The organism is Nostoc sp., from assembly GCF_036916975.1.
In the GTDB taxonomy this organism is placed as follows: domain Bacteria; phylum Cyanobacteriota; class Cyanobacteriia; order Cyanobacteriales; family Nostocaceae; genus Nostoc.
The window spans coordinates 1-21,226 of sequence record NZ_JBALFF010000064.1 but is presented as its reverse complement, the minus strand read 5'-3'; the positions used below and the strand labels follow the sequence as shown (position 1 = coordinate 21,226).

Below are 21,226 nucleotides of genomic sequence, written 5' to 3'. Positions count from 1 at the left end.
CCCAAAGAACAAGAATAATGGCTCAAAATTTTCATAGCAATTCCCAACTTTCCTCGGACATGTCAACTGCTATCAATCACACAGCACAGCCAAGTTCTGAGTTCTACTCTATTTTTTCTGAAGAAGAAGTTTTAGGGATAATTCATGCATTAGAAGTCAAACGAGAAATCCCTCTAAAGTATTCTTATAAAGGTAGAGGTGCAAAAATATGGGACGATTTTTATCGAAAATATGTTATCCCAACATGGTATCGAACATCAAATGTAGAAATTGAACTTTTAAAAGAGAATTTTAAATACTTGAATGACAATATTCAAACTGGTAAAAAAGTCAACATTGTAGACGTGGGTGCAGGAAATTCATATCCCGTTAAAAATTTTATTCAAAGACTTAATAAACTCGGAAAAGTTAATAAATATATTGCTTTAGATATCAGCGAAGAATTGCTTCATTTATCCAAAAATAATTTTAAAAAATGGTTTCCTCTAGTCGAGTTTATCAGCTCCACAATTGATATAGAAAATAGTTGTGTACCACAAAAATTATTCCAAAATAAAGTTAACTTGGAAATTGACGACACCGCAAAAATATTTTTCCATTTAGGTGTTACCATCGGTAATCATCAAAACAGAGATGAGGTGCTAAAAAACTTTCGAGATAGCATGGGAGAAAATGATTTACTGGTGTTTACTAATGAAACTGGTTCTAGTTCTAAATGGGATGGTAATGTCAGAGGTGGCTGCAAGTATCATGTAGAAGAAATATATGGATGGGTTAAAAGCAAGATTGGAATTAAATCTGAGGATTGTGAATTGGTGAGAAAGTATGATTTAAAAACAGATAGTATAGTTGCTAATATGAAATTTAGTCATAATTACACTCTAAATTTCAGTCGAATGGGGATAGATAAGAAGATTGAAATATCTGTTGGTGAAGAAGTTACTATTTGGCGACATCATAAGTATGAAATCCCTAAACTTTTGCAAGAACTAGAACGTTCTGGGCTGGAACTTATTCACTATAGTATTGATAAATACAAATCACATATTATGGTGATTTGTAAGGTTGCCAGTAGCTAACCTTTTTAATTAGACTTTCTCTGTCATCTCCAAAATACTGAACTTACAGAACATAGGGATACAAGTAAGTGGGCGCAAATAATCATCACTGGCTCGTAGTTGCGCTTTAGCGCTAAAGCGCAACTACGAGCCAAATACAGAGATTTTACTTTTCGTTACATAGTTTGGTTTTATCTTGCTTACCTACTTATAGCGCTTCCCGCATGGGTAAGGTACAGAAAAAACAATTAACCACAGATGAACACAGATACTCGTAGTGACACGGAATGCCCATTATTGTCAACTTAACGGTAAAAGCCATTTCCCGCAAGGAACTTTAATGATGCGAAAAAATCAGTTTAACCGAGTACCGTGGGTTTAAATCCCCCGGTTCAAAAAATAAGCAAGTTTTGGGTCGGGGTCTAAGTCCCCCGAAGTAATGCGAGTCGGAAACCGTCCCCACAAACTTCTCTTCGTCACAAAACAAAATTTACGAATTACGAATTACGAATTACGAATTACGAATTACGAATTACGAATTACGAATTACGAATTACGAATTATTTTAACTTCGCTTGTGCATCAATTAAATGTACATCAAACGTCGTCTAGCCTGAGGAACTGGCCGCCCTAAATCTTTAGCCGTTTCTATCCATTCCTGCATCACTAATTCTACATTATGCAGGGCTTCTTGATAAGTATCACCGTCAGCAGCACAGCCTGGTAATTCTGGTACTTCAGCAACAAAGGCTTCATCTAATTCACTCCAGCAGAGAATAATTTCATAGCGAAACATCATTTTTAGTTCCTAACTTATACTTGATAATTACTGCACGAACTTGTTTAATTTGATAGCTTTTGGCTTTTCCTCTCTTATGTTGCAGATTCAATATTTCTTCAACATCGGCTTTGCTAAAAATACGATGATCGCCACGAATCCGTTCCTGAAAGCCCAATCGATATAAAAGTTGCCACAGTTGGGCGAAAGGAATGTCTGTATCAGAAGTCCCAGAGAGGATCTTTTCTAAGAGTTTGTCTTGCTGACTCACGTTTTTATGGCTGTCTTAATGCTTCTATAGTGTCATATTTATTTAAAATCAGGGTATATGTGAGTGTTTACTCAAATTTACAAATGATATAGGCAACTACAGAGGGCAAACTGTTCAGATTGCTCATATCATAATGCTGAGGTATAAATCCGTCTCAGTTAACGTAAGATATTGAGTAATAAATATTACAAGAATATGAAGAAGCAAATTCTAGCCATAGCTGCCTTTTTAACCACGATTAGTTTGACAACAACCGTACAAGCAGCAAATTCTGAACATGTTAAACAGTTATTGGCAACCAAGCAATGTCAAAACTGCGATTTGAGCAATGCAGGTTTAGTGATGGCTGACTTATCTGGAGCCAATTTGAGCGGTGCTAATCTCGCAGGTGCTAACCTCAGTCGGGCAAATTTGAGCGGCGCAGATTTGCGAGGTGCAAACTTGAGTGGCGCGAGTTTATTTGGTGTTAACCTGAGTGAAGCTAAATTTAGTGGGGCCAATTTAGCGGGTGCTGATTTGAGAAATACTTATTTAGCAAATGCACAACTAACTGGTGCTAACTTGAATGGTGCTAACTTGAATGGTGCAGTTGGTATACCATCACAAATTGCTTCACCAGAACAATTTTATGCTTTGGGTGTAGCAGAAGGGCAAAAAGGTAACCAACAGCAAGCAATTAGTTATTTTAATCAAGCGATCGCTATTAAACCAGAATATGCAGGTGCTTATTTAGCTCGTGGTATCGCCCGTTACCAAATACTAGATAGACAAGGTGCATTCCAAGATGCCCAAGTTGCTGAAAAATTCTTTACATCCCAAAATAATACCACTGGAACCCAAACAGCCCAAGCTTTTATTAAAGAACTCCAAACACCCGTAAATGAGAAGGTAAGCGCTGGTAGCCCCAGTTTCGTAGACTTTTTAGGAAGTCTTGGCTCAGTCTTGCTCCAGTTCTTCCCTTTTTAAGAGGCATAATAACAAATGACAAATGACAAATAACAAATGACTTTATCTCAAGAATTATGGACAGCAAATCAAGACTTAGCCCAAGCTTGCCTAAAGCATCCTTTCGTTCAAGGCATTGGCGATGGTACTCTTGAGCAAGCTAAATTTGCTTACTACGTAGGGCAAGATGCTTTTTTCTTAGAAGCTTTTGCCCGTGCGTACAGTATCGCCGCAGCTAAAGCACCAGACTGGTTAGGTTTCACCACATTTCATAACCTAGCTAGTGGAGTTTTAGAAGAACTGCGGCTGCATAGTGGCTATGCTTCTAGGTGGGGAGTTAATTTGCATTCTGTAGAACCAGCAGCCGCTACCCGCCGCTATACTGATTTTTTGTTAGCAACTGCTTGGGGTGGAGATGTGGGCTTAACTGCTGCGGCGATGTCTCCCTGTATGCGTTTGTATGCCTTTTTGGGAGAAGAGTTAGCTGGTAACGGCATTCCTAATCATCAATATGCAGACTGGATTCGTACTTACAGCAGCACAGATTTTCAACCACTAACACAACAATTAGAAAGTTTGGTTGACAATTATGCCCCTAGCAATTCTGTTGTGCATTCAACCTATCGTTATGCTATGTTTTGTGAACGCGACTTTTTTCAGGCTGCGTGGATTTTGGAGTAAAGTAGCACAGATGTGATTAATGTCAACAAAAGCCTAGAAATAGCTTAAGTGTTGGTTTCCTTACCCGCCTGGAACTAAAGTTCAAGGCTACAAGCTAAAGTCTATTGAAGTAGACTTCATATTTTTGGGTATATATTTTTAGTCACTGGAGTTTCTATACTCAATACTGCCTAAAGCGTAACCGAACCCTATTGTCAAGACACCTATCTGATTAATGTTAAGAAATATTTTGTTAATAGCATCTATAACTAGTGACGTAGATCGCAAAGGATAAAACGCGTTACATTTATTTACAATGTCTTCAGTAGACCTTTATATATCTAACTCTGTTTGATCACTCTAGAAAATGAAAAATCAGATGCCATTTTTAATACAAGACAAGAAATAGGTTTGAGTTTTTATTTTCTAATGCAATGCAGAAAATTGTGACTTTTTGACAAAAGTCACTTTCAAGAAGGATTCTAAATTATTCTCTGGCAATAGTGATGATAGAGCGTTAAACCCATTTAAAAGGAAATTGCATGTGGATCGTCAAAATTGCTTTACGTCTTCCGTATACATTCGCGATCGCTGCCTTGATGATTGTGATCTTGGGTGTAGTAACGATATTTGGCACATCGGTTGATATTTTTCCAGCAATCAACATTCCGGTGGTTAGCATAGTTTGGACTTATAGTGGTACTACATCTGAGGAAATGGCAGAGCGAATCGTGACAATTAGCGAACGCGCCATGACAACAACAGTTGGTGACATTGAACACATTGAATCTCAATCTTTAAGTGGTGTTAGCGTCGTCAAAGTTTTCTTTCAACCGAGCGTTAATATAGCCTCAGCAGTCGCTCAAATTACCTCTGTCAGCCAAACAATTCTCCGTCCTTTGCCACCGGGGATCACGCCGCCATTCATCATTCAATACAACGCTTCTAGCGTGCCGATTATCCAGATGAGTGTTAGCAGCAAAAACTTGCCCGAACAAGCACTCAACGATTATGCTACTAACTTTGTCCGCACCCAGTTAGCAACAGTACAAGGGGCGAGTGTACCTTTGCCCTATGGTGGTAAACCTCGGCAAATTATGGTTGATATCGATCCCCAAGCGATGTTGGCTAAAGGCGTTTCTGCCCAAGACGTGACTAACGCTGTCAGCGCCCAAAACTTGGTTTTGCCCGCAGGCGATATGAAGATAGGCACTCGGGATTTTGCCGTCCGAATTAACAATAGTCCAGATGTAGTGGCAGCCCTCAACGACTTGCCGATTAAGCAAGTCAATGGTAATGTTACTTACATTCGTGATGTGGCGCAGGTAAGAGATGGCTTTGCCGTGCAAGCGAACATAGTCCGTGAAAATGGCAGGCGATCGAGTTTACTGAGTATTCTCAAGAGTGGGAATGCCTCAACCATTGATGTGATTGCTCGGGTAAAAAATGCTTTGCCCCGCATTCAATCGACTTTACCCCCAGGACTGAATTTAGCGTTTTTGTTCGATCAATCTGTATTTGTTAAAGCTTCGATTCAAGGCGTTCTCAAAGAAGGATTGATTGCTGGGTGTCTCACCGCGCTGATGATTTTGATTTTCCTGGGAAGCTGGCGCAGCACAGTGATCGTCGCCGTATCGATTCCCCTCTCGATGCTGGTTTCGATTATTGTGATGAGTCGTTTAGGACAAACTTTCAATATTATGACTTTGGGTGGTTTATCCTTAGCCGTCGGTATTCTCGTAGATGATGCCACAGTGGAAATTGAAAATATCCACCGAAATCTCGGACAAGGTAAACCAATCAAGCGAGCAATTTTAGATGGAGCGCAGCAAATTGCAACTCCAGCACTTGTAGCAACATTATGTATTTGTATTGTCTTTGTGCCGGTTGTGTTTCTCAGTGGAGTGGCAAAATACCTATTTGTACCGCTAGCGATGGCGGTAGTATTTGCCATGCTTGCTTCCTATCTGCTATCTCGGACTGTAGTACCGACGATGGCAAATTATCTCCTACCACATGAAGCGGACTGGCATAGAGAAAACGAGGATCAGAATGGTCATGGCGATCGCCACACCGATTCGCTATTGCAAAATAATAATGGTAATAATGGTAGCGACAACCACCAAAGGTTAGAGCCAACAAGGAAAACTGCCGAACCTGTTAAGAAAGATTGGATATGGGGGCTACACGAAAAGTTTAACCGACAATTTGAGAAATTTCGCAGTTGGTACTACGATGTCCTCACCTCAGCATTGAATCACCGTCGCATAGTTTTTGTGCTGTTTGGTGCTTTTATAGTAAGTGCAGGTGTTTTGTTGCCCTTCGTCGGTCAAGACTTTTTCCCTGAAGTCGATGGTGGTCAGTTTAGCTTACATGTTCGAGCCTTACCTGGTACTCGTTTGGAAGAGACAGAAAGAATTGTCAGCCAAGTTGAAGGCGTTATCCGCCAGACTGTACCGAAGGAAAATCTCTCGAAGATTTTGGATAACATCGGCTTACCCAATAGTGGTATTAACCTTACCTATGGCTACAACGGAGCGACAATTGGCCCGGCTGATGCTGATATTCTGGTGTCTTTAAAAGAATCTGGTTCAACTTTTTCTTACATCAAGCAACTCCGCCAGAAATTGAAAGTGACATTTCCCAATTACACCTTCTTTTTTGAGCCAGCTGATATTGTGACTCAAATTCTGAATTTCGGTTTACCTGCTGCTGTTGACGTACAAATATCTGGGCCTCTGCAAAACTCAAAAGCCAACTTTGAAATTGCCAAACAAATCGAAGCGCGGATGACGCGTATTCCTGGTGCTGTAGATGTACACATGCAGCAAGTTGTCGATGCTCCAGAGTTACGTCTTGATGTAGATCGCACCGAGGCTCAACAACTGGGTATGACTCAGCGTGATGTTGCCAATAGCGTTCTTACTTCCTTAAGTTCAAGCGGTCAAGCCGCAATTAACCAATGGCTCGATCCCAAAAAAGGCGTGAGTTACACCCTTGCTGTACAAGTTCCCCAGTACAAAATTGACTCTATTGACAGCCTGAAAAATACGCCAGTTAGCAACGGTCAAACTGCACCCCAACTTTTAGGTAATTTGGCTAGTGTCAAACGTGACACAGTAATGCAAGTTGTGAATCACTACAACATTCAGCCAGTTTTCGATATCTACGCTAACTCCTCAAATCGCGATCTGGGGGGAGTTGCCAAGGATGTGAATCGAATCATCGCTGATTATCAGAAAAAATTGCCTCACGGTAGTCAGATTAATGTCCGAGGGCAAGTGCAAACGATGAACTCTTCGTTTCTAGGACTTGGTTTAGGACTGGTGTTTGCAATTGTGCTAGTTTACTGCTTAATGGTGGTGAACTTCCAATCTTGGCTCGATCCCCTGATTATTATGATGGCGCTACCAAGTGCTTTAGCTGGTATTGTCTGGATACTGTTTGTCACCCGCACCACCTTTAGCGTCCCTTCGTTAATGGGTACAATTATGAGTATAGGTGTAGCAACATCAAACAGTATTCTACTGATTACTTTTGCTAATGACCAGCGTCAAGAAGGGCAAAATGCCTATAAAGCAGCCCAGGCGGCAGGTCATACGCGGTTGCGTCCTGTGTTGATGACTGCCTTAGCCATGCTCATCGGTATGGTGCCAATGTCTCTCGGTCTTGGTGAAGGTGGCGAGCAGAATGCGCCCTTGGGTCGCGCTGTAATTGGCGGCTTGTCAGCTGCAACAGTTGCGACTCTTATCTTTGTACCTGTTGTATATAGCATGTTACGGCGTCAACAACCTCATCCTATCGATGAGGATGATGACGATTTAACTTTCTCAGATCCACAGACTGCATACTCCTTGTCATCATCCCAAGGTAAGTCATAAGCAATTTCATTGTTCAAAATTGCCAAAGCCAATGAAGGTAAGAATCTAGCTGCCGAATTCATGCAAATTATACTAATTTTCTAAAATCCGGCAACAGATTCAAACCTTCAAACCCACACTGAATCTGACTTTCTTAATTACGAATTACGAATTACGAATTACGAATTAGTATTACCTATGGATTCTCAGCCTCCTCTATCTCCTGATTCTCAACAACAAACGACTTCTAGAAAACAAAAGCGCGGCATCGGTCGAATTGGTTGGGGTGTACTTGGTGCTGTTTTTTTTGGTAGCCTACTACTCATAGGTATTCTGCCCCGGTTAACCCAAAGGTCAGAATTACAAGCGGCAGTCAAAGAAGCAAGCACCATACCCTCAGTCAACGTTATCACTCCCCATCGCGCTGCTGCTACTACCAATTTAGAACTCCCTGGTAGTGTTGTAGCCCTTAATCAAACAACTATCTACGCTCGCAGTACTGGGTATTTGCGGCGGTGGTACGCAGACATTGGCGATCGCGTGCAGGCTGGCCAATTGTTAGCAGAGATTGATTCACCAGACATAGATCAGCAAGTTTTGCAAGCAAAGGCAGAGTTAGCACAAGCACAAGCCAACGTGCTTCAAAGTCGTGCTAGTTTAGCTAAAGGTGTTTCTGATTTGAAGCAAGCCCGCGCTAACCTATTGATAGCACGTCAGACCTGGCTGCGCTGGAGTGTTCTTGTTAAGCAAGGTGCAGTGCCTCAACAAGATGCAGATACAAAATATGCTACATATCAGGCTAATCTTGCCAACGTTGAGGCAGCACAAAACACTGTTAATTCTGACTCTGCCAACATCAAAGCAGCACAAGCTAACGTCTACGCAAGTCAAGCAAACTTCCAGCGTAATACTGTGTTGCAGTCTTATAAGAAAGTCACTGCTCCTTTCTCAGGAGTGATTACCGCACGTAACGTAAATACAGGTGTTTTAATTTCAGCAGGTAGTGGCAGCACCAATACCAGCAACAGCAACACTAGCAATACCAGCCTTTATACCATTGCTGCTTATGACAAGCTAGATGTGAATGTGAATGTTCCACAGAGTTTATCACCGTCATTTCAGACTGGTCAAACAGCACAAATTACAGTCACAGAGTTACCACAACGATTGTTTACGGGTAAAGTAGTGCGGACTAGCAACGCTATAGATCCAAATACTCGCACTTTGCTAACACAATTAGAAGTGCAGAATTCCGACGCTATGCTGCGACCGGGGATGTATGCTACTGTAAAATTTGCTATTAACCGCGCTAATACTCCCTTTGTTGTGCCAGATAGTGCTTTAGTTGTCAATGCCGGAGGTACGCAGGTAGCAACTTTAACCAAAGACCAAACAGTGCATTATCAAAAAGTTGCCGTTGGGCGAGATTATGGTACTGAAGTAGAAATTACATCAGGTTTGACAGGAAATGAATCGCTGATTGCCACTCCTACGGTTGATCAGACTGAGGGTTTGCGCGTGCAGCCAGTTGCACAAACAAAGTAGACTCAATGTTTTGACATTCCCGATGCATAAATGCAGGAGAGGGAGGCAGGGGAGTAAAGAGAGTTATTTTTCAGTAATTCTCTTCTGCCTCTGGCTCAACAGTCTGCCTCAAGCAAAAAATTCTTTAACCGAACGGTATTGAATGCTGTCCCTCAATAAGCGTAGCTAGCCGTAGACATTGCTTGCTGTGAAGGCGTTGCATGGCGTTGCATAATAGAGGCATGACTTGAGTCTTGGCGTTGGACATGATATTAAGCGTTTTCCCGATCTTCTACTCTTATTTTCTCATCCAAAAACTTTAACTGCTGGTATATACAGCTAATCTGCGGTAAATCCACATCTGCTGCTTGCGCTTTCCGTAATGGGTTCCCAAAAATTGCTTCTACTTCTAAAGGCCGCCTTTCGTCGTAGTCAATTTTCATGCTGGTACGATAAGGCTTCATTTTCACGGTGTAATCCAGCATTGTTTGAATGAAGCTATCAGGAATGATGCGTCTGCAACTTTTTGAACCTGCTGCAACTTCATACATCAACTGTTCAACTAATTTGCGGGTGTGAACATAGGACATTAGCTCATCTGTTCTAGCGTTGAGAATTACAGACAGTCCATTATAGGGAATATTCCACACTAATTTTTTCCATCGCCCTAGTAATAAGTCTTCAGCTAATTCCGTTGAGATACCAGCACTCTTCAAGTCATCGGCAATTTGCCGCATTTTATCTGTAATCCCAGTAGGATTATAGCCAGAAGCATATCCCCCTATGGTAATTTGTCCATAGTCGAGGTGGCGGATATGTCCTGCTCCGACTTTATTGGAACAGAGAAAACACAACCCACCAATAATGCTGACATTGCCAACTATTTTCGCAACTTCTTCTTCCACCGCCAGTCCATTTTGCAATACCAACACTACCGCATCATCCCTGACGAGTGGCGGTAACATCTGCGGCAATAAATGGTTTTGTGTCGTCTTTAGCGCTACCACTACCACATCGCATTGTGGCATTTTTTCTATATCATTGTAGGCGTTGACTTGAGTCAGGGCGAAATCACCATCTTTTGACTCAATAACTAAACCAGATTTACTGACATATTCATAATCACTTTTGAGCAAAAAGTGAACATCTAAACCAGCTTTTTGCAGTTTTGCACCATAAAAGCCACCTAATGCACCAGTTCCTAGAATGGCGTAACTACGCTTGGACATTTTGCTAACAAAGAGATTTTTATATAAACGATACTAGCTGTGTATCCCTAATAAGTCATCATATTTCAATTCCTGCCTTAATTAAAAATTCTCTCATCGTGGAAAATATAGAAGCGTAGGTCTAGCCCGTCGTATACATCGCACTTCCACATTTCCAAAGCGATCGCTAATTCTATGATGGCATTGTAGGCGATCGCTTTACAGAAAACCTCAAAAATAAAGCGATCGCTGTTGTACAAGAGTGAGTGCGTTAGCGTAGCTCACCGTAGGTATCGCTTTGCAGAAAATCTCAAAAATAAGGCGTAGACGATTAGCGGCTTGTCGTTATACCTACGGTAACGCACCAATATATTACAAAAAGCAGCAAATAAAATTTCAGTAGATATTAAGTCTAGTGGATAATTTGGGGAACACTAAGAAAGCCTAATGAGTTAAATATAGCTTTTATGTCTACTGAGTTAGCAGCTGAGACTCTATTACCTCTTTCTATCCAAGAACGTAAAGTACTAATTTTGAATCATGCTTTATTAATTGATGTGACTCATATTGCGGATGAAGATTTGCATACAGCATATAAGTACGGAAAAATTATCTCTTCAATAGCACCTGCTTATTTTCAATATCAAATTGCACAAGATAACCAGAATTTATCAGTTCTAAAATTAGATATACAATCTGAGTTAATTAGCAATAAAACTGAGAAATTTGCAGATAATTTTATTGAATGGTTAAAAGCTGATTTTAAAAATAAAAGTGCAATACTTGAGCATCATCCTAACCCGCGAAATCTTTTTGAACTCTGTGGAGCAAAATTACTAGTAACTAGCAACTCAGGTCAACTTTTTGCTGAAGATTAAGCCAAAGTCTTGGGCCATTTCCTAAAGCTTTACCAAGACGTATTGCTATATCTACTGTAATTGAGGTTTGACCATTAATAATTGCCTGAATTGTTTGATTAGATACTCTTAAAAATTCTGCCAAATTTACGGCATTAATATCTAAATGATCTAAAACATCTGCAATTTCTTCACCAGGATGTATTGGTCTTACTAATCTATCATCATTAATATCTTGCCAATTATCCATAATTAATACTTCTTACTTAATAATTTGGTTAACCTTATTTAGCATTCTCTAACCAATTAATATCATACAAACACAGGAGTTAATGATAATCTTTAAGCTGCTACTGCCTCTAAATTTCTCATGACTCTTGTTTTGTTATTCAGTTACAAAATCGCCTCAAGATTTAAAATAAACCCCTGTAAAACATCTTCTCCTGACAAAGTAACAGGCGATTCCAGCACATCAACCTCTTGTCCTTGTCGATAAATTTCCACTTGCCGCGATTTCCGATTAATTAACCAACCCAAACGCACACCATTATCTATGTATTCCCTCATCTTTTCTTGAGCAACTTTCAAACTATCACTTGGCGAAAGTAACTCAATTACAAAACCAGGAGAAATGGGAGGAAATTTTTGTTTTTCTTCTTCAGTTAAAGCATCCCATCGTTCTAACTTTATCCAACAAGCATCAGGTGAACTATCTGCACTATTAGGTAATTTAAAACAAGTAGAAGAATCAAAAGCGATGCCAGTACCATCGGTATCTGACCAGTTAAATAATTGTTGGGTTAGTCTACCATTACGATTTCCGGTTTCTCCCCCTGTTGGTGGCATAATAATTAATTCTCCGGTTGCAGTGCGTTCAAACCTCAAGTCACGGTTTGCCTGACATAGATTAAAAAACTGCTCATCTGTCAGTTCCAATACTGATTGAAGGTTGACGGTTAAAGCATTCATGGTGATATTACAGATTGAAATATTAACTCAGGAAAGATGCCTAGCCTACAGACTATTCTATCCCCTTCATCCATTTTTTCTGCTTCTAGTGATACCTAACACACACGTAAATATTACCAAATCATTCCCAAATTCAACACAAAACCCTGCAAAACATCTTCTCCTGACAAAGTAACAGGCGATTCCAACACCTCAACCTCTTGTCCTTGCCGATAAATCTCCACTTGCCGCGATTTACGATTAATGAACCAACCCAAGCGCACACCATTATGTATGTATTCCCTCATCTTTTCCTGTGCAACTTTCAAACTATCACTTAGCGAAAGTAACTCAACAACAAAATCAGGACAAATGGGGGGAAACTTTTGTTTTTCTTCTTCAGTTAAAGCATCCCATCGTTCTAACTTTATCCAAGAAGCATCAGGGGAACGGTCTGCACCATTGGGAAGTTTAAAACCTGTAGAGGAATCAAAGGCAATACCCAGTTTATTTTGCTCATTCCAAATCCAAACTTGAGCAGTTAGCCCAGCGTTACGATTTCCGGTTTCTCCCCCGGTTGGTGGCATGATAATTAATTCTCCGGTTGCAGTGCGTTCAAACCTCAAGTCACGGTTTGCCTGACATAGATTAAAAAACTGCTCATCTGTCAGTTCCAGCACAGGTTTAAGGTTGACTGTTAGGGCGTTCATAAGCAGGATAGGCAATGAAGCCTAGAGGTTACACTTATTTTATGATGGTATTATAGAAAGCGATCGCCTGTTGTCCAAGAGCGATCGCCTGTTCTGGAAGAGTTAGTGCGATCGCCTTGCAGAAAACCTCAAAAATAAAGCCTAGACCCGTAGCGGCTTGCTGTTAGACATCGCCTGTTGTAGAAGAGTGAACGCGATCGCACTTCATAAGCCACAGCTAAAGCAATATTTTGCAATGCAAAATGCTAAATTCTTTTATTTATAAGGGTTTTTTTGAAATTTTTATTCAGCATAACAATAATTGAATAATCAAAAGTACGATACTATAGATGCAACAACTCAGATATGTCAATCTAACAATCTAACATGAGTAACAATTTATTAAGCAAAAATATTACAGAACAAATGCAGGAAGAAGCAGAGATACAAATCCGCGACAAGAAAAAAGTCGTTGACTATAACACAATTGAGTATCCTATTAAAGTTATAGTTCAAAAATACCTAAAAGGTCTTGATGATGATTCTAATGAATTATTTATTCCAGATTACCAAAGAGCGATGATTTGGGATCAAAAAAGACAATCTAAATTTATTGAATCTATTTTATTAGGTTTACCTATTCCTTATATTTATGTTGCAGATACTTCCGGGGAAGCAACAGACGAAAATCCTTTAGAAACAAAAGATTTAGCTCGTTTAGAAATCATAGATGGAACACAAAGGATTCGCACTTTAGCGAATTTCATTAATGATAAGTTACGTTTACAGGATTTAGAAAAGTTAGATAAACTGAAAGGATTTATATTTTCTAGTCTACCTATTGCACGTCAAAGACGTTTTCAACGAACAACCATAAGAATGATTCAACTCACAGAAGATGCTGATGAAGAAACTCGTAGAGATTTATTTGAAAGAATCAATACGGGTAGTGTTGAATTAAATCCAATGGAAAAAATTAGAGGTATTAGAAGAGGAGCTTTTCTTGATTTGATAGATGAATTAGCGAAGTACCAAAAATTTATTAGTCTTTGTGATTTTACAGAAACCTCAATTAAAAGAGTAGAACCCCAAGAATTTGTTTTACGATTTTTTGCTTTTTTAAATAATTATCAAAGTTTTAATAAGAATATTAATGAGTTTCTTGATAGTTATGTACAGGAACTTAATAAAGATGAACCAAATACTCTAGAAAACATGAAAAATGAATTTTATGCAATGATTGATTTTGTTGAGATGTATTTTCCAACAGGTTTTAGACAAGGGAAGAAAAAGGATAGAACAACAACTCGAATTAAATTTGAATCTCTTGCTGTTGGTATAACTTTAGCTTTAAGACAACAAAAAAACCTCAAGCCTACATCAGTAGATTTCCTGGATTCAAAAGAATTTATAGGATACACTAGTAGTGATGCTAGTAGTTCTAGAAATAAAGTTATTCGTCGTATTGAATATGTCCGTGATCAGATTTTAGGTAGAGTTTAGTGAAAGAAGTATTAGATTTAGAGGATTTCAACGAACGTGCTAAAGACGTTAGTGATTATCTTCATTTTCTGAGAGATTTGGAGCAAGGCCAAATTTTATTAAGTAAGGATGGTGGAATTTCTAAAATTGATTCTGAATTAGATAAAAGTTTAAAATCTACTGGATTTTTATTACTTTACAATCTTATAGAATCTACTATGAGAAATGCTATTCAAAGTATTTTTGATGAAATTAGTAATAAAGGTGTTTCCTTCGATCAACTAAGACTAGAAATTAAAAAAATAATTTTGCAAAATTTAAATAAACGTGATGTTGATAAAGTCTTACAAGAAATAACAATTATTTCCCTAGATATGATTAAATATGGCTTTAATCGTGATGGTCTGTTCTCTGGTAATGTAGATGCTAGAGAAATCAAGATAATAGCTAAAGTATATGGATTTTCAGCCATTACTGACAAAGATACTAGAGATGGAATTGATTTAGTGTCAATAAAAAAAAATAGAAATGATTTAGCTCATGGTGTTATGTCTTTTAAAGAAGAAGGTTCACTCCTCCGACGCTAATTGTGAGCATCAGTGAGAGGTTAAGATAATTGCACATTTGTCAAGAGGGTGCAGGAAAAGGCGATAAATCTAGCTTGGAGAATGGCTTTCGCAGATATTTAACCACGCCTAAGTCTTGATTCTCTGGGGCAGCGAAGTACTTAATCGGGTCATCCGCTTTGCCTTTGTCATTTGCGACACTAAAATGGTACAAACCGCGAAATATCATCTCCAAAGAAATGCGGTCAAATGGCAGAGATAATTCGTCTGCAACCGCATCTCCCAAGTCAACCAAAACAGCATAAAATAACCAAGTAGCCCAGACTTGTAGCTTGATACCATTAATAGAACCAGTCCATAAATAAGATAGCCCCAGCAAGCGTTTTACTGTGTAGAAAGCTTCTTCAACTCTCCATCTTCGGCGGTATAAATCTGCCACAACATAAGGAGGTAAAATTTGTGGATCAAGGACAGAAGTAATGTAAGAATAGCTAGTTTTAGCAACTTTTATCTCGATTAAACGTAAAGTCAGTACTGGTGCGCCACCACGACCAGTACCAAGTTGAATCAATCGGTCTTTAAGAGAATGGTCATAGCTAAAAATCTTTAGATATTTAATAGATGCTTTGGCTTTTAAACGAGTAATAAAATGGACTTCTTGATTAATCAGTTGTTGTAAAAACTGGAAATGATAGAAACCTCTGTCAAGTAAAATTAAAGTCTTAGCAGTCACTAAATTTAGTAATGCAGATTCAAAATTTGTGTCAGAAGCAGCAGGATTAGTGTGAAACCAAACTTCGACAGGTAAACGAGTAACCAAATCAATAACTGTACAAATTTTACCTGCAAGTTGCCCTGCTTTCACGTCTTCCAGGCTTTTTAGCTTCCGAAATAGAGCCTCTAATGTAGACCCATCAGCTATCCATATTCGTTCAAAATTACAGAGTGAAAACTTCACGCTATCTGGCAATGGTCGCCTGAGTCTTTGTTGCCAATTAAATTGCAATTTAGGCAATAAATCTTTAAACGCTCGCTCAAATAATTCAGAAGGAAAAACTAAAAATCTTTCTGAGAGTGATTGTTGAGCAACTTTAGTAACAGGACACCATAATAAACCTTCTCGTGCTAACAGACGATTCAACTCTTGAACGCCAGGAACTTGTCGCCACAACAGTGTTAATACTGCTGCTACCATTAAAGATAAATTGAGAACTCTGTCTCGTAATCCTAACTGTTTATAATATTTTTGTTGGGCAAAAACTGCTGGGGTTAATAAAGCTTCTAAGTGTTTAGCGATCGCTTCATTATCTATAGTAGGAGTATTATGTCGGTGTGGGTGGTCAGAGTTTTGTTTTGGTCGCTTGGGCATGGTGGTAAACCAAACTTTTCATTACCTCGTTTAATAATTGAATTTACCTAAGAATGTTGCCCGCTTCTTGCAAAGTTATTTTGTCGTTACAATACTTTTTCTTACCTTATTTAAGTTGTCAAGTACCTTTAAGATAATGATAATCAAATAGAGGGGGAGGAGGCAAGCGTCGCTTGCCTCCTCCCCCTCTCCCCATACACGATTATCATTCTTATTAAGACTATTTTGAGTATTTTAGCTGATTGACAAAAAGCACTTTATTCTAACCTCTCACGGATGAATTGTGAGTGGATCGTGAGTAATTTGCCAACCATCTTTCTGTAAAGCTGTTTTGACAACTTCATGAAAGACATCTTTAGCAGACATACATATCTATAATTATATATTTGATTTTCATTTAGCCACATTCCATCCAATTTGTCAAAACCGTTTTTTATGTAGAGACGTTCTATAAAACGTCCCTACATTTATGATTAGGGATTATTCAATGCCTTCAATCCGGTCTTCAACTTCTTGGTACAACTCGCGCAGACGATCTAAATTATCCTCGCTAGTCTGCCAATAACCGCGTCCATTCACTTCTAACAAAGTTGATACAATCTTGCGGAAAGAATGGGGATTAAGGTTCAACAACCGTTTCTGCATTTCTTCATCTTTGATGAAGGTTTCGTTAGTATCCTCGTAAATCCAGTTATCCACAGCGCCGGCTGTCGCACTCCAACCCGTTGTATTTACCAATCGTTTGGAGAGTTCGCGCACACCTTCGTAACCGTGATTTAGCATTCCCTCGTACCACTTGGGATTTAACAATTTGGTACGCGCATCCAAACGCACGGTTTCTGATAATGTCCGCACTTGAGCGTTAGCTGTGGTTGTATCTGCAATATAAGATGCTGGTTTTTTACCATCACCCCGCAGACTTGCAACTAACTTAGTGGGATCTGAATCGAAGTAATGAGAAACATCCGTTAAACTAATCTCCGAAGAATCCAAATTTTGGAAAGTTGCATCAGCAGTTTTCAAGCTACTTTCAAAAATCTGCCGGGATTCGTCCATAATTCCGGGGTTATCGGAATTGAAGGAGAAGGATTTCCGGTTGAGATACATTTCCTGCAACTCGGCTTCGCTATCCCAAGTACTGTTTTCTACCGCCAAGTTGATATTTGACGAGTAGGAACCAGAAGCATTGGAGAAAACGCGCGTCGCAGCTTGACGCAGATTAATCCCCATTTCCTCCGCTTGCAGCAAAGCGTGTTTGCGAACAAAGTTCATTTCTAAGGGTTCATCCGCCTCGGCTGCCATTTTCACGCCTTGGTCTAGCAGGTTCATTTGGTTGATGAACAAGTCGCGGAATACTCCAGAACAGTTGATTACTACATCAATTCTCGGTCTTCCCAACTCTTCTAGAGATATCAATTCCAACTTGTTCACCCGTCCCAAAGCATCGGGAACTGGACGCACGCCCACCATCCACATAATTTGGGCTAGGGATTCACCGTAAGTTTTGATGTTATCGGTTCCCCAGAGGACACAGGCGATGGTTTCTGGCCATTTACCTTCGTTTTCCGCCTTATTACGAATCAAAAGCCTGTCTACGACAATTTTGGCTGATTGAACTGCTGCCGTTGTGGGGATGGATTGGGGATCGAGTGCATGGATATTCTTACCTGTGGGCAATACATCCGGGTTGCGGATGGGATCGCCACCAGGACCGGGTAGGATGTACTCACCTTCCAAACCTCTGAGTAATGCTCCGAGTTCGTTATCGGCACAAACTTGTTGCAGACAGAATTCCAAATACTCAAGTAGGGGTTTTAGGGCTGTGGTGTCAACTTTGGGATAACCTGCTTTATGCAATGATTCTACCCAAGGTTCTTTTTTACCCATGTTGAAGAAATTCAACCGGGAAACCAAAGAAACTCGCCCTTCTGCGTCGATTTGCTCTTGGACAAGGGCAGTAACTGCTGCACGGGTTGCCAAGGTGATGTCTTGCAGTAATTGGACATCTTGTAAAATGCCTCTGTCATTATTTTGGTAAATATCGTCAATGTTACGCCCAATACTATTGGCGATAATTCCCGGCAAGCCTTGAAGTCCTTCTTCCTGACGATCTAGACTAGCAATATTTACCAGAGTTGCGATCGCTTCTTCTGCACTTGGCGGTTTACCAATGACGTGCAACCCACAAGGCAACAACCGCGACTCAATTTCCATCAACTTCCGGTAGACGTTGCCAACAATATTATCCCGCTCATCGGCACTCATGTCTCTGGCATCGGTTTCTGGCAGGTTAATATCCTTATCCAGATTCACGATCCGGCATTTATCCATGATGCTGTTAACAATGGAAACACCCCGCCCACTATCTTTCAAGGTTTGGTAAGAAGCAATTAACTCGCTCAGTTCCTTCAAACCTTTATACAAACCAGCATTTTCTGCCGGCGGTGTCAAGTAGGAAATTGTTTCGGCATAACTGCGACGTTTGGCAATTGTCGCTTCACTCGGATTATTGGCGGCGTAGTAATACAGGTTGGGAATTGAGCCAATTAAGTTATCTGGATAACAATCACCAGACATCCCCATCTGTTTACCTGGCATGAATTCCAATGAACCGTGTGTACCAAAGTGCAGTACAGCATCAGCTTGCCAAACTTGCTCTAGGTAAGTGTAGTAGGCAGCAAAACCGTGGTGAGGACTAGCTGAACGTGAGAACAACAGCCGCATCGGGTCGCCTTCATAACCAAATGTAGGTTGCACACCGATGAAGACGTTACCGAATTGCTTACCATAAATCAGCAGATTTTGCCCATCACTGTTGAGATGTCCCGGAGGTGGCCCCCAGTTTTCCTCTAAGCGGTGAGAGTATGGAGTCAGCGCCTCATACTCAGGAACCGACATTTTATAAGCAACGTTCAGTTCTGGGCTGTTGTACTGCGCTTGGGCGTCGTGGATGACTTCTTGCATCAACGCTTCGGCTGATTCTGGCAACTCTGGTAAATCGTAGCCGTTATTTTTGAGTGCTTTCATCACCTCGTAGATGGAAGCAAATACATCTAAATAAGCGGCGGTTCCCACGTTGCCTTTATCTGGCGGAAAGCTGAAAACGGTGATGGCGACTTTTTTCTCTAGCTTCGGTTTGCGGCGCAGATTTGCCCATTTTAAGGCGCGTTCGGCTACAGCTTCAACCCGATCGCGCAGTGCGATCGCTTTCCCTGTAGTCCCATCCCTACCCGATAATATAATCGGCTCAATTGCTCCATCCAATTCAGGAATCGCAATTTGCAAAGCGACTTGAATTGGATGTAACCCTAAATCGCTATCCATCCACTCTTCTGTGGTTTGGAATACTAAGGGTAAGGCCACCATGTAAGGACGGTTTAAGCGTTTGAGTGACTCAATTGCTTTCGGATGATCTTGTCTGGCTGGCCCACCCACCAAAGCAAAACCAGTCAGCGATATTACAGCATCTACTAACTGTGTGTTGGTATTTGGTTCATAGAAGTAAGCATCCACAGGCTTGGAGAAATCCAAACCACCAGCAAAAACCGGTAATACCCGTGCGCCTAATGCTTCTAATTCCTGCACCATTGCGACATAATGGGCATCATCCCCTGTGACTAGGTGAGTGCGTTGTAATACTAACCCAACACAAGGAGCTAGGGGATCTTTGAGATCGCTAGAGATATCCTTACGAGCCGTATACCAATTCAGGTACTCTCTGACATCTTCAAACATACAGGGAGCCAAAGGATGCCAAATCCCTAAATCGGGATAAACCACCGGCTGTTGATATGTAGAAGGTGCAAAATTTTGTTTCTCTAAATCTTTAAATACGTATTTATCAGCTAGCATCAGCAAGAAGTTTTCCAGGTTTTCTGGAGAACCACCTAGCCAATACTGAAAACTGAGCATGAAATTTCGGGCATCCTGTGCTTTCTCCATCGGTAAAAACTTTAGCACTTGCGGCAGCGTTCGCAAAAGCTTCAGCATCCCATCTTGGAATCCCGCACCGGATTTTTCTTTGCGTTTCCGCATGAATTGAGCGATCGCACTTTTTGACTGACCCAATTGTGCCAAGGAAAAGCTGCCCATTTTACTCAGGCGCATCACCTCTGGCATTGAGGGAAAGACAACCGAAACATCTAAGCGATCGCGGTGTGGTTCTACTGCTGCTACGACTTTCTGTGCTAAGTCTTCGATAAAAATGAGCGAAGCGATGAAGATATTCGCACTCTCAATTTCTCGCTTAAACTCCTCATAATTCTCTGGGTCGCGGAGTTCCTCAATCAAGTACCCGCTGATTTCAATCGCCAAGTTGGGATTGTTCGCGTTAATCGTGCGAACTGCTTGCGACAATGCACTCTGGTACTGGGACTCAAGCACGACATAGACCACCTTGATTAAACTACGTCCGCGTAAGTTATCAGGCGCAATGTGTCTAATGGTGGACTTGACGTGGGTGAACATGCTTCTTCGGCTCCTTTGATGCGTGTTCTCTACTAGAAGTTAAGAGCGGCATTATCAGCCACCGTTAACTTCTGATCTTTAGGCAATATGTGTTTTTTATCAGAAAACACTTACCCACTGGGCATTTTATCCTCTATCTGACACAAATCGATATAAAAAACGAAATATTTCTTTGTATTTGTTGACTTTATATAGAAGCATCGACTCACTTATATGTAAATATTTTGTAATATACTTTTTAATCGTTAAATAGTTATTTAAAGATATACGCGATTGAGCAAGGCTTATTAAATCTTACCTAGTGGCGATAGTAATAAAATTAAGATAAAGTATTACGAGGATAAAAAAGCTTGTTTTAGTGAGATATAAAGCACTTGAAATAAGCGATAAATGTTTTAATAGTAAACTCTTTAAGTAGACTAAAGTGTAGTTTAGTGGTTGGTCTGTTTAGGGACTTCCAGAGAATAAAATATACAGTTACCAATAATGATAATCATTGTTAGGGGGGTAGGAGAGGCTGCTTACGGCAGCCTCTCCTACCCCA

Annotated in this window: 16 protein-coding genes and 2 pseudogenes; 8 read left to right on the top strand and 10 right to left on the bottom strand. The window is 40.3% G+C overall.

All coding sequences use genetic code 11. From position 1 onward, the window contains the following. The first annotated feature begins 17 nt into the window (after positions 1-17). Positions 18-1,079 carry an L-histidine N(alpha)-methyltransferase gene (locus V7K73_RS15410; protein ID WP_334881377.1) on the top strand — a complete coding sequence of 354 codons (1,062 nt, stop codon included), beginning with the start codon at positions 18-20 and terminating at the stop codon, positions 1,077-1,079. A gap of 565 nt (positions 1,080-1,644) precedes the next feature. Here V7K73_RS15410 and V7K73_RS15405 read toward each other — a convergent pair. Together V7K73_RS15405 and V7K73_RS15400 are read right to left on the bottom strand one after the other, a co-directional pair. Next, on the bottom strand, positions 1,645-1,857 hold the full coding sequence (locus tag V7K73_RS15405; RefSeq protein WP_334881375.1) for a type II toxin-antitoxin system HicB family antitoxin: 213 nt from the start codon (positions 1,855-1,857) through the stop codon (positions 1,645-1,647). Beyond that, complete coding sequence (locus V7K73_RS15400; RefSeq protein WP_334881373.1) at positions 1,841-2,107, bottom strand: type II toxin-antitoxin system HicA family toxin; 267 nt, start codon at positions 2,105-2,107, stop codon at positions 1,841-1,843. The genes V7K73_RS15405 and V7K73_RS15400 overlap by 17 nt, the downstream gene beginning before the upstream one ends. Before the next feature lie 195 nt (positions 2,108-2,302). Between V7K73_RS15400 and V7K73_RS15395 the strand changes: the two genes are divergently transcribed. The 4 genes from V7K73_RS15395 (at position 2,303) to V7K73_RS15380 (ending at position 9,117) form a co-directional block, all read left to right on the top strand. Further along, a complete protein-coding gene (locus tag V7K73_RS15395; protein ID WP_334881371.1) occupies positions 2,303-3,073 on the top strand; it encodes a pentapeptide repeat-containing protein in 771 nt (256 codons plus the stop codon). A 36-nt stretch (positions 3,074-3,109) separates the two neighbouring features. After that, positions 3,110-3,733, top strand: coding sequence for a TenA family protein (locus V7K73_RS15390; protein WP_334881369.1), 624 nt, complete (start codon positions 3,110-3,112; stop codon positions 3,731-3,733). Between the two features lie 521 nt (positions 3,734-4,254). Then, positions 4,255-7,593 (top strand): efflux RND transporter permease subunit, encoded by a 3,339-nt coding sequence (locus V7K73_RS15385; protein ID WP_334881367.1) that lies wholly within the window; start codon positions 4,255-4,257, stop codon positions 7,591-7,593. A gap of 177 nt (positions 7,594-7,770) precedes the next feature. Continuing rightward, the gene (locus tag V7K73_RS15380) at positions 7,771-9,117 is read left to right on the top strand and encodes an efflux RND transporter periplasmic adaptor subunit (RefSeq protein ID WP_334881365.1); all 1,347 of its coding nucleotides are present in this window, start codon (positions 7,771-7,773) and stop codon (positions 9,115-9,117) included. A gap of 251 nt (positions 9,118-9,368) precedes the next feature. Here the strand turns inward: V7K73_RS15380 and V7K73_RS15375 are convergent, their stop codons facing one another. Then, entirely contained in the window at positions 9,369-10,325 is a 957-nt protein-coding gene (locus V7K73_RS15375) for a putative 2-dehydropantoate 2-reductase (protein WP_334881363.1), read from the bottom strand. A 77-nt stretch (positions 10,326-10,402) separates the two neighbouring features. Then, positions 10,403-10,564, bottom strand: a complete 162-nt coding sequence (locus V7K73_RS15370) for a hypothetical protein (RefSeq protein WP_334881361.1) — start codon at positions 10,562-10,564, stop codon at positions 10,403-10,405. A 207-nt stretch (positions 10,565-10,771) separates the two neighbouring features. Here V7K73_RS15370 and V7K73_RS15365 point away from each other — a divergent pair, with 207 nt between their 5' ends. Then, positions 10,772-11,182 (top strand): hypothetical protein, encoded by a 411-nt coding sequence (locus V7K73_RS15365; RefSeq protein WP_334881359.1) that lies wholly within the window; start codon positions 10,772-10,774, stop codon positions 11,180-11,182. On the opposite strand, the gene V7K73_RS15360 is transcribed toward V7K73_RS15365, so the two are convergent. The 3 genes from V7K73_RS15360 to V7K73_RS15350 all read right to left on the bottom strand — a co-directional run bounded on the left by V7K73_RS15360 (position 11,148) and on the right by V7K73_RS15350 (position 12,819). Next, entirely contained in the window at positions 11,148-11,411 is a 264-nt protein-coding gene (locus tag V7K73_RS15360) for a HigA family addiction module antitoxin (RefSeq protein WP_334881357.1), read from the bottom strand. The two genes, V7K73_RS15365 and V7K73_RS15360, sit on opposite strands and share 35 nt — an antisense overlap. A gap of 143 nt (positions 11,412-11,554) precedes the next feature. Beyond that, positions 11,555-12,130 carry a Uma2 family endonuclease gene (locus V7K73_RS15355; protein ID WP_334881355.1) on the bottom strand — a complete coding sequence of 192 codons (576 nt, stop codon included), beginning with the start codon at positions 12,128-12,130 and terminating at the stop codon, positions 11,555-11,557. A 113-nt stretch (positions 12,131-12,243) separates the two neighbouring features. Continuing rightward, on the bottom strand, positions 12,244-12,819 hold the full coding sequence (locus V7K73_RS15350) for a Uma2 family endonuclease (protein ID WP_334881353.1): 576 nt from the start codon (positions 12,817-12,819) through the stop codon (positions 12,244-12,246). A 366-nt stretch (positions 12,820-13,185) separates the two neighbouring features. On the opposite strand from V7K73_RS15350, the gene V7K73_RS15345 reads away from it, so the two are divergent. Beyond that, positions 13,186-14,301, top strand: a complete 1,116-nt coding sequence (locus V7K73_RS15345) for a DUF262 domain-containing protein (RefSeq protein WP_334881351.1) — start codon at positions 13,186-13,188, stop codon at positions 14,299-14,301. Then, entirely contained in the window at positions 14,301-14,867 is a 567-nt protein-coding gene (locus V7K73_RS15340; RefSeq protein WP_334881349.1) for an MAE_28990/MAE_18760 family HEPN-like nuclease, read from the top strand. The genes V7K73_RS15345 and V7K73_RS15340 overlap by 1 nt, the downstream gene beginning before the upstream one ends. A gap of 52 nt (positions 14,868-14,919) precedes the next feature. Here the strand turns inward: V7K73_RS15340 and V7K73_RS15335 are convergent. The 3 genes and pseudogenes from V7K73_RS15335 to V7K73_RS15325 form a co-directional block, all read right to left on the bottom strand. Continuing rightward, positions 14,920-16,215 (bottom strand): annotated as a pseudogene (locus V7K73_RS15335) (IS4 family transposase); the annotation flags it as partial. 279 nt (positions 16,216-16,494) lie between these two features. Next, positions 16,495-16,581: pseudogene (locus tag V7K73_RS15330) on the bottom strand (element excision factor XisH family protein); the annotation flags it as partial. A 114-nt stretch (positions 16,582-16,695) separates the two neighbouring features. Next, positions 16,696-20,682: a magnesium chelatase subunit H gene (locus V7K73_RS15325; protein ID WP_334881347.1), complete on the bottom strand. Its 3,987-nt coding sequence runs from the start codon at positions 20,680-20,682 to the stop codon at positions 16,696-16,698. Positions 20,683-21,226 lie beyond the last annotated feature (544 nt).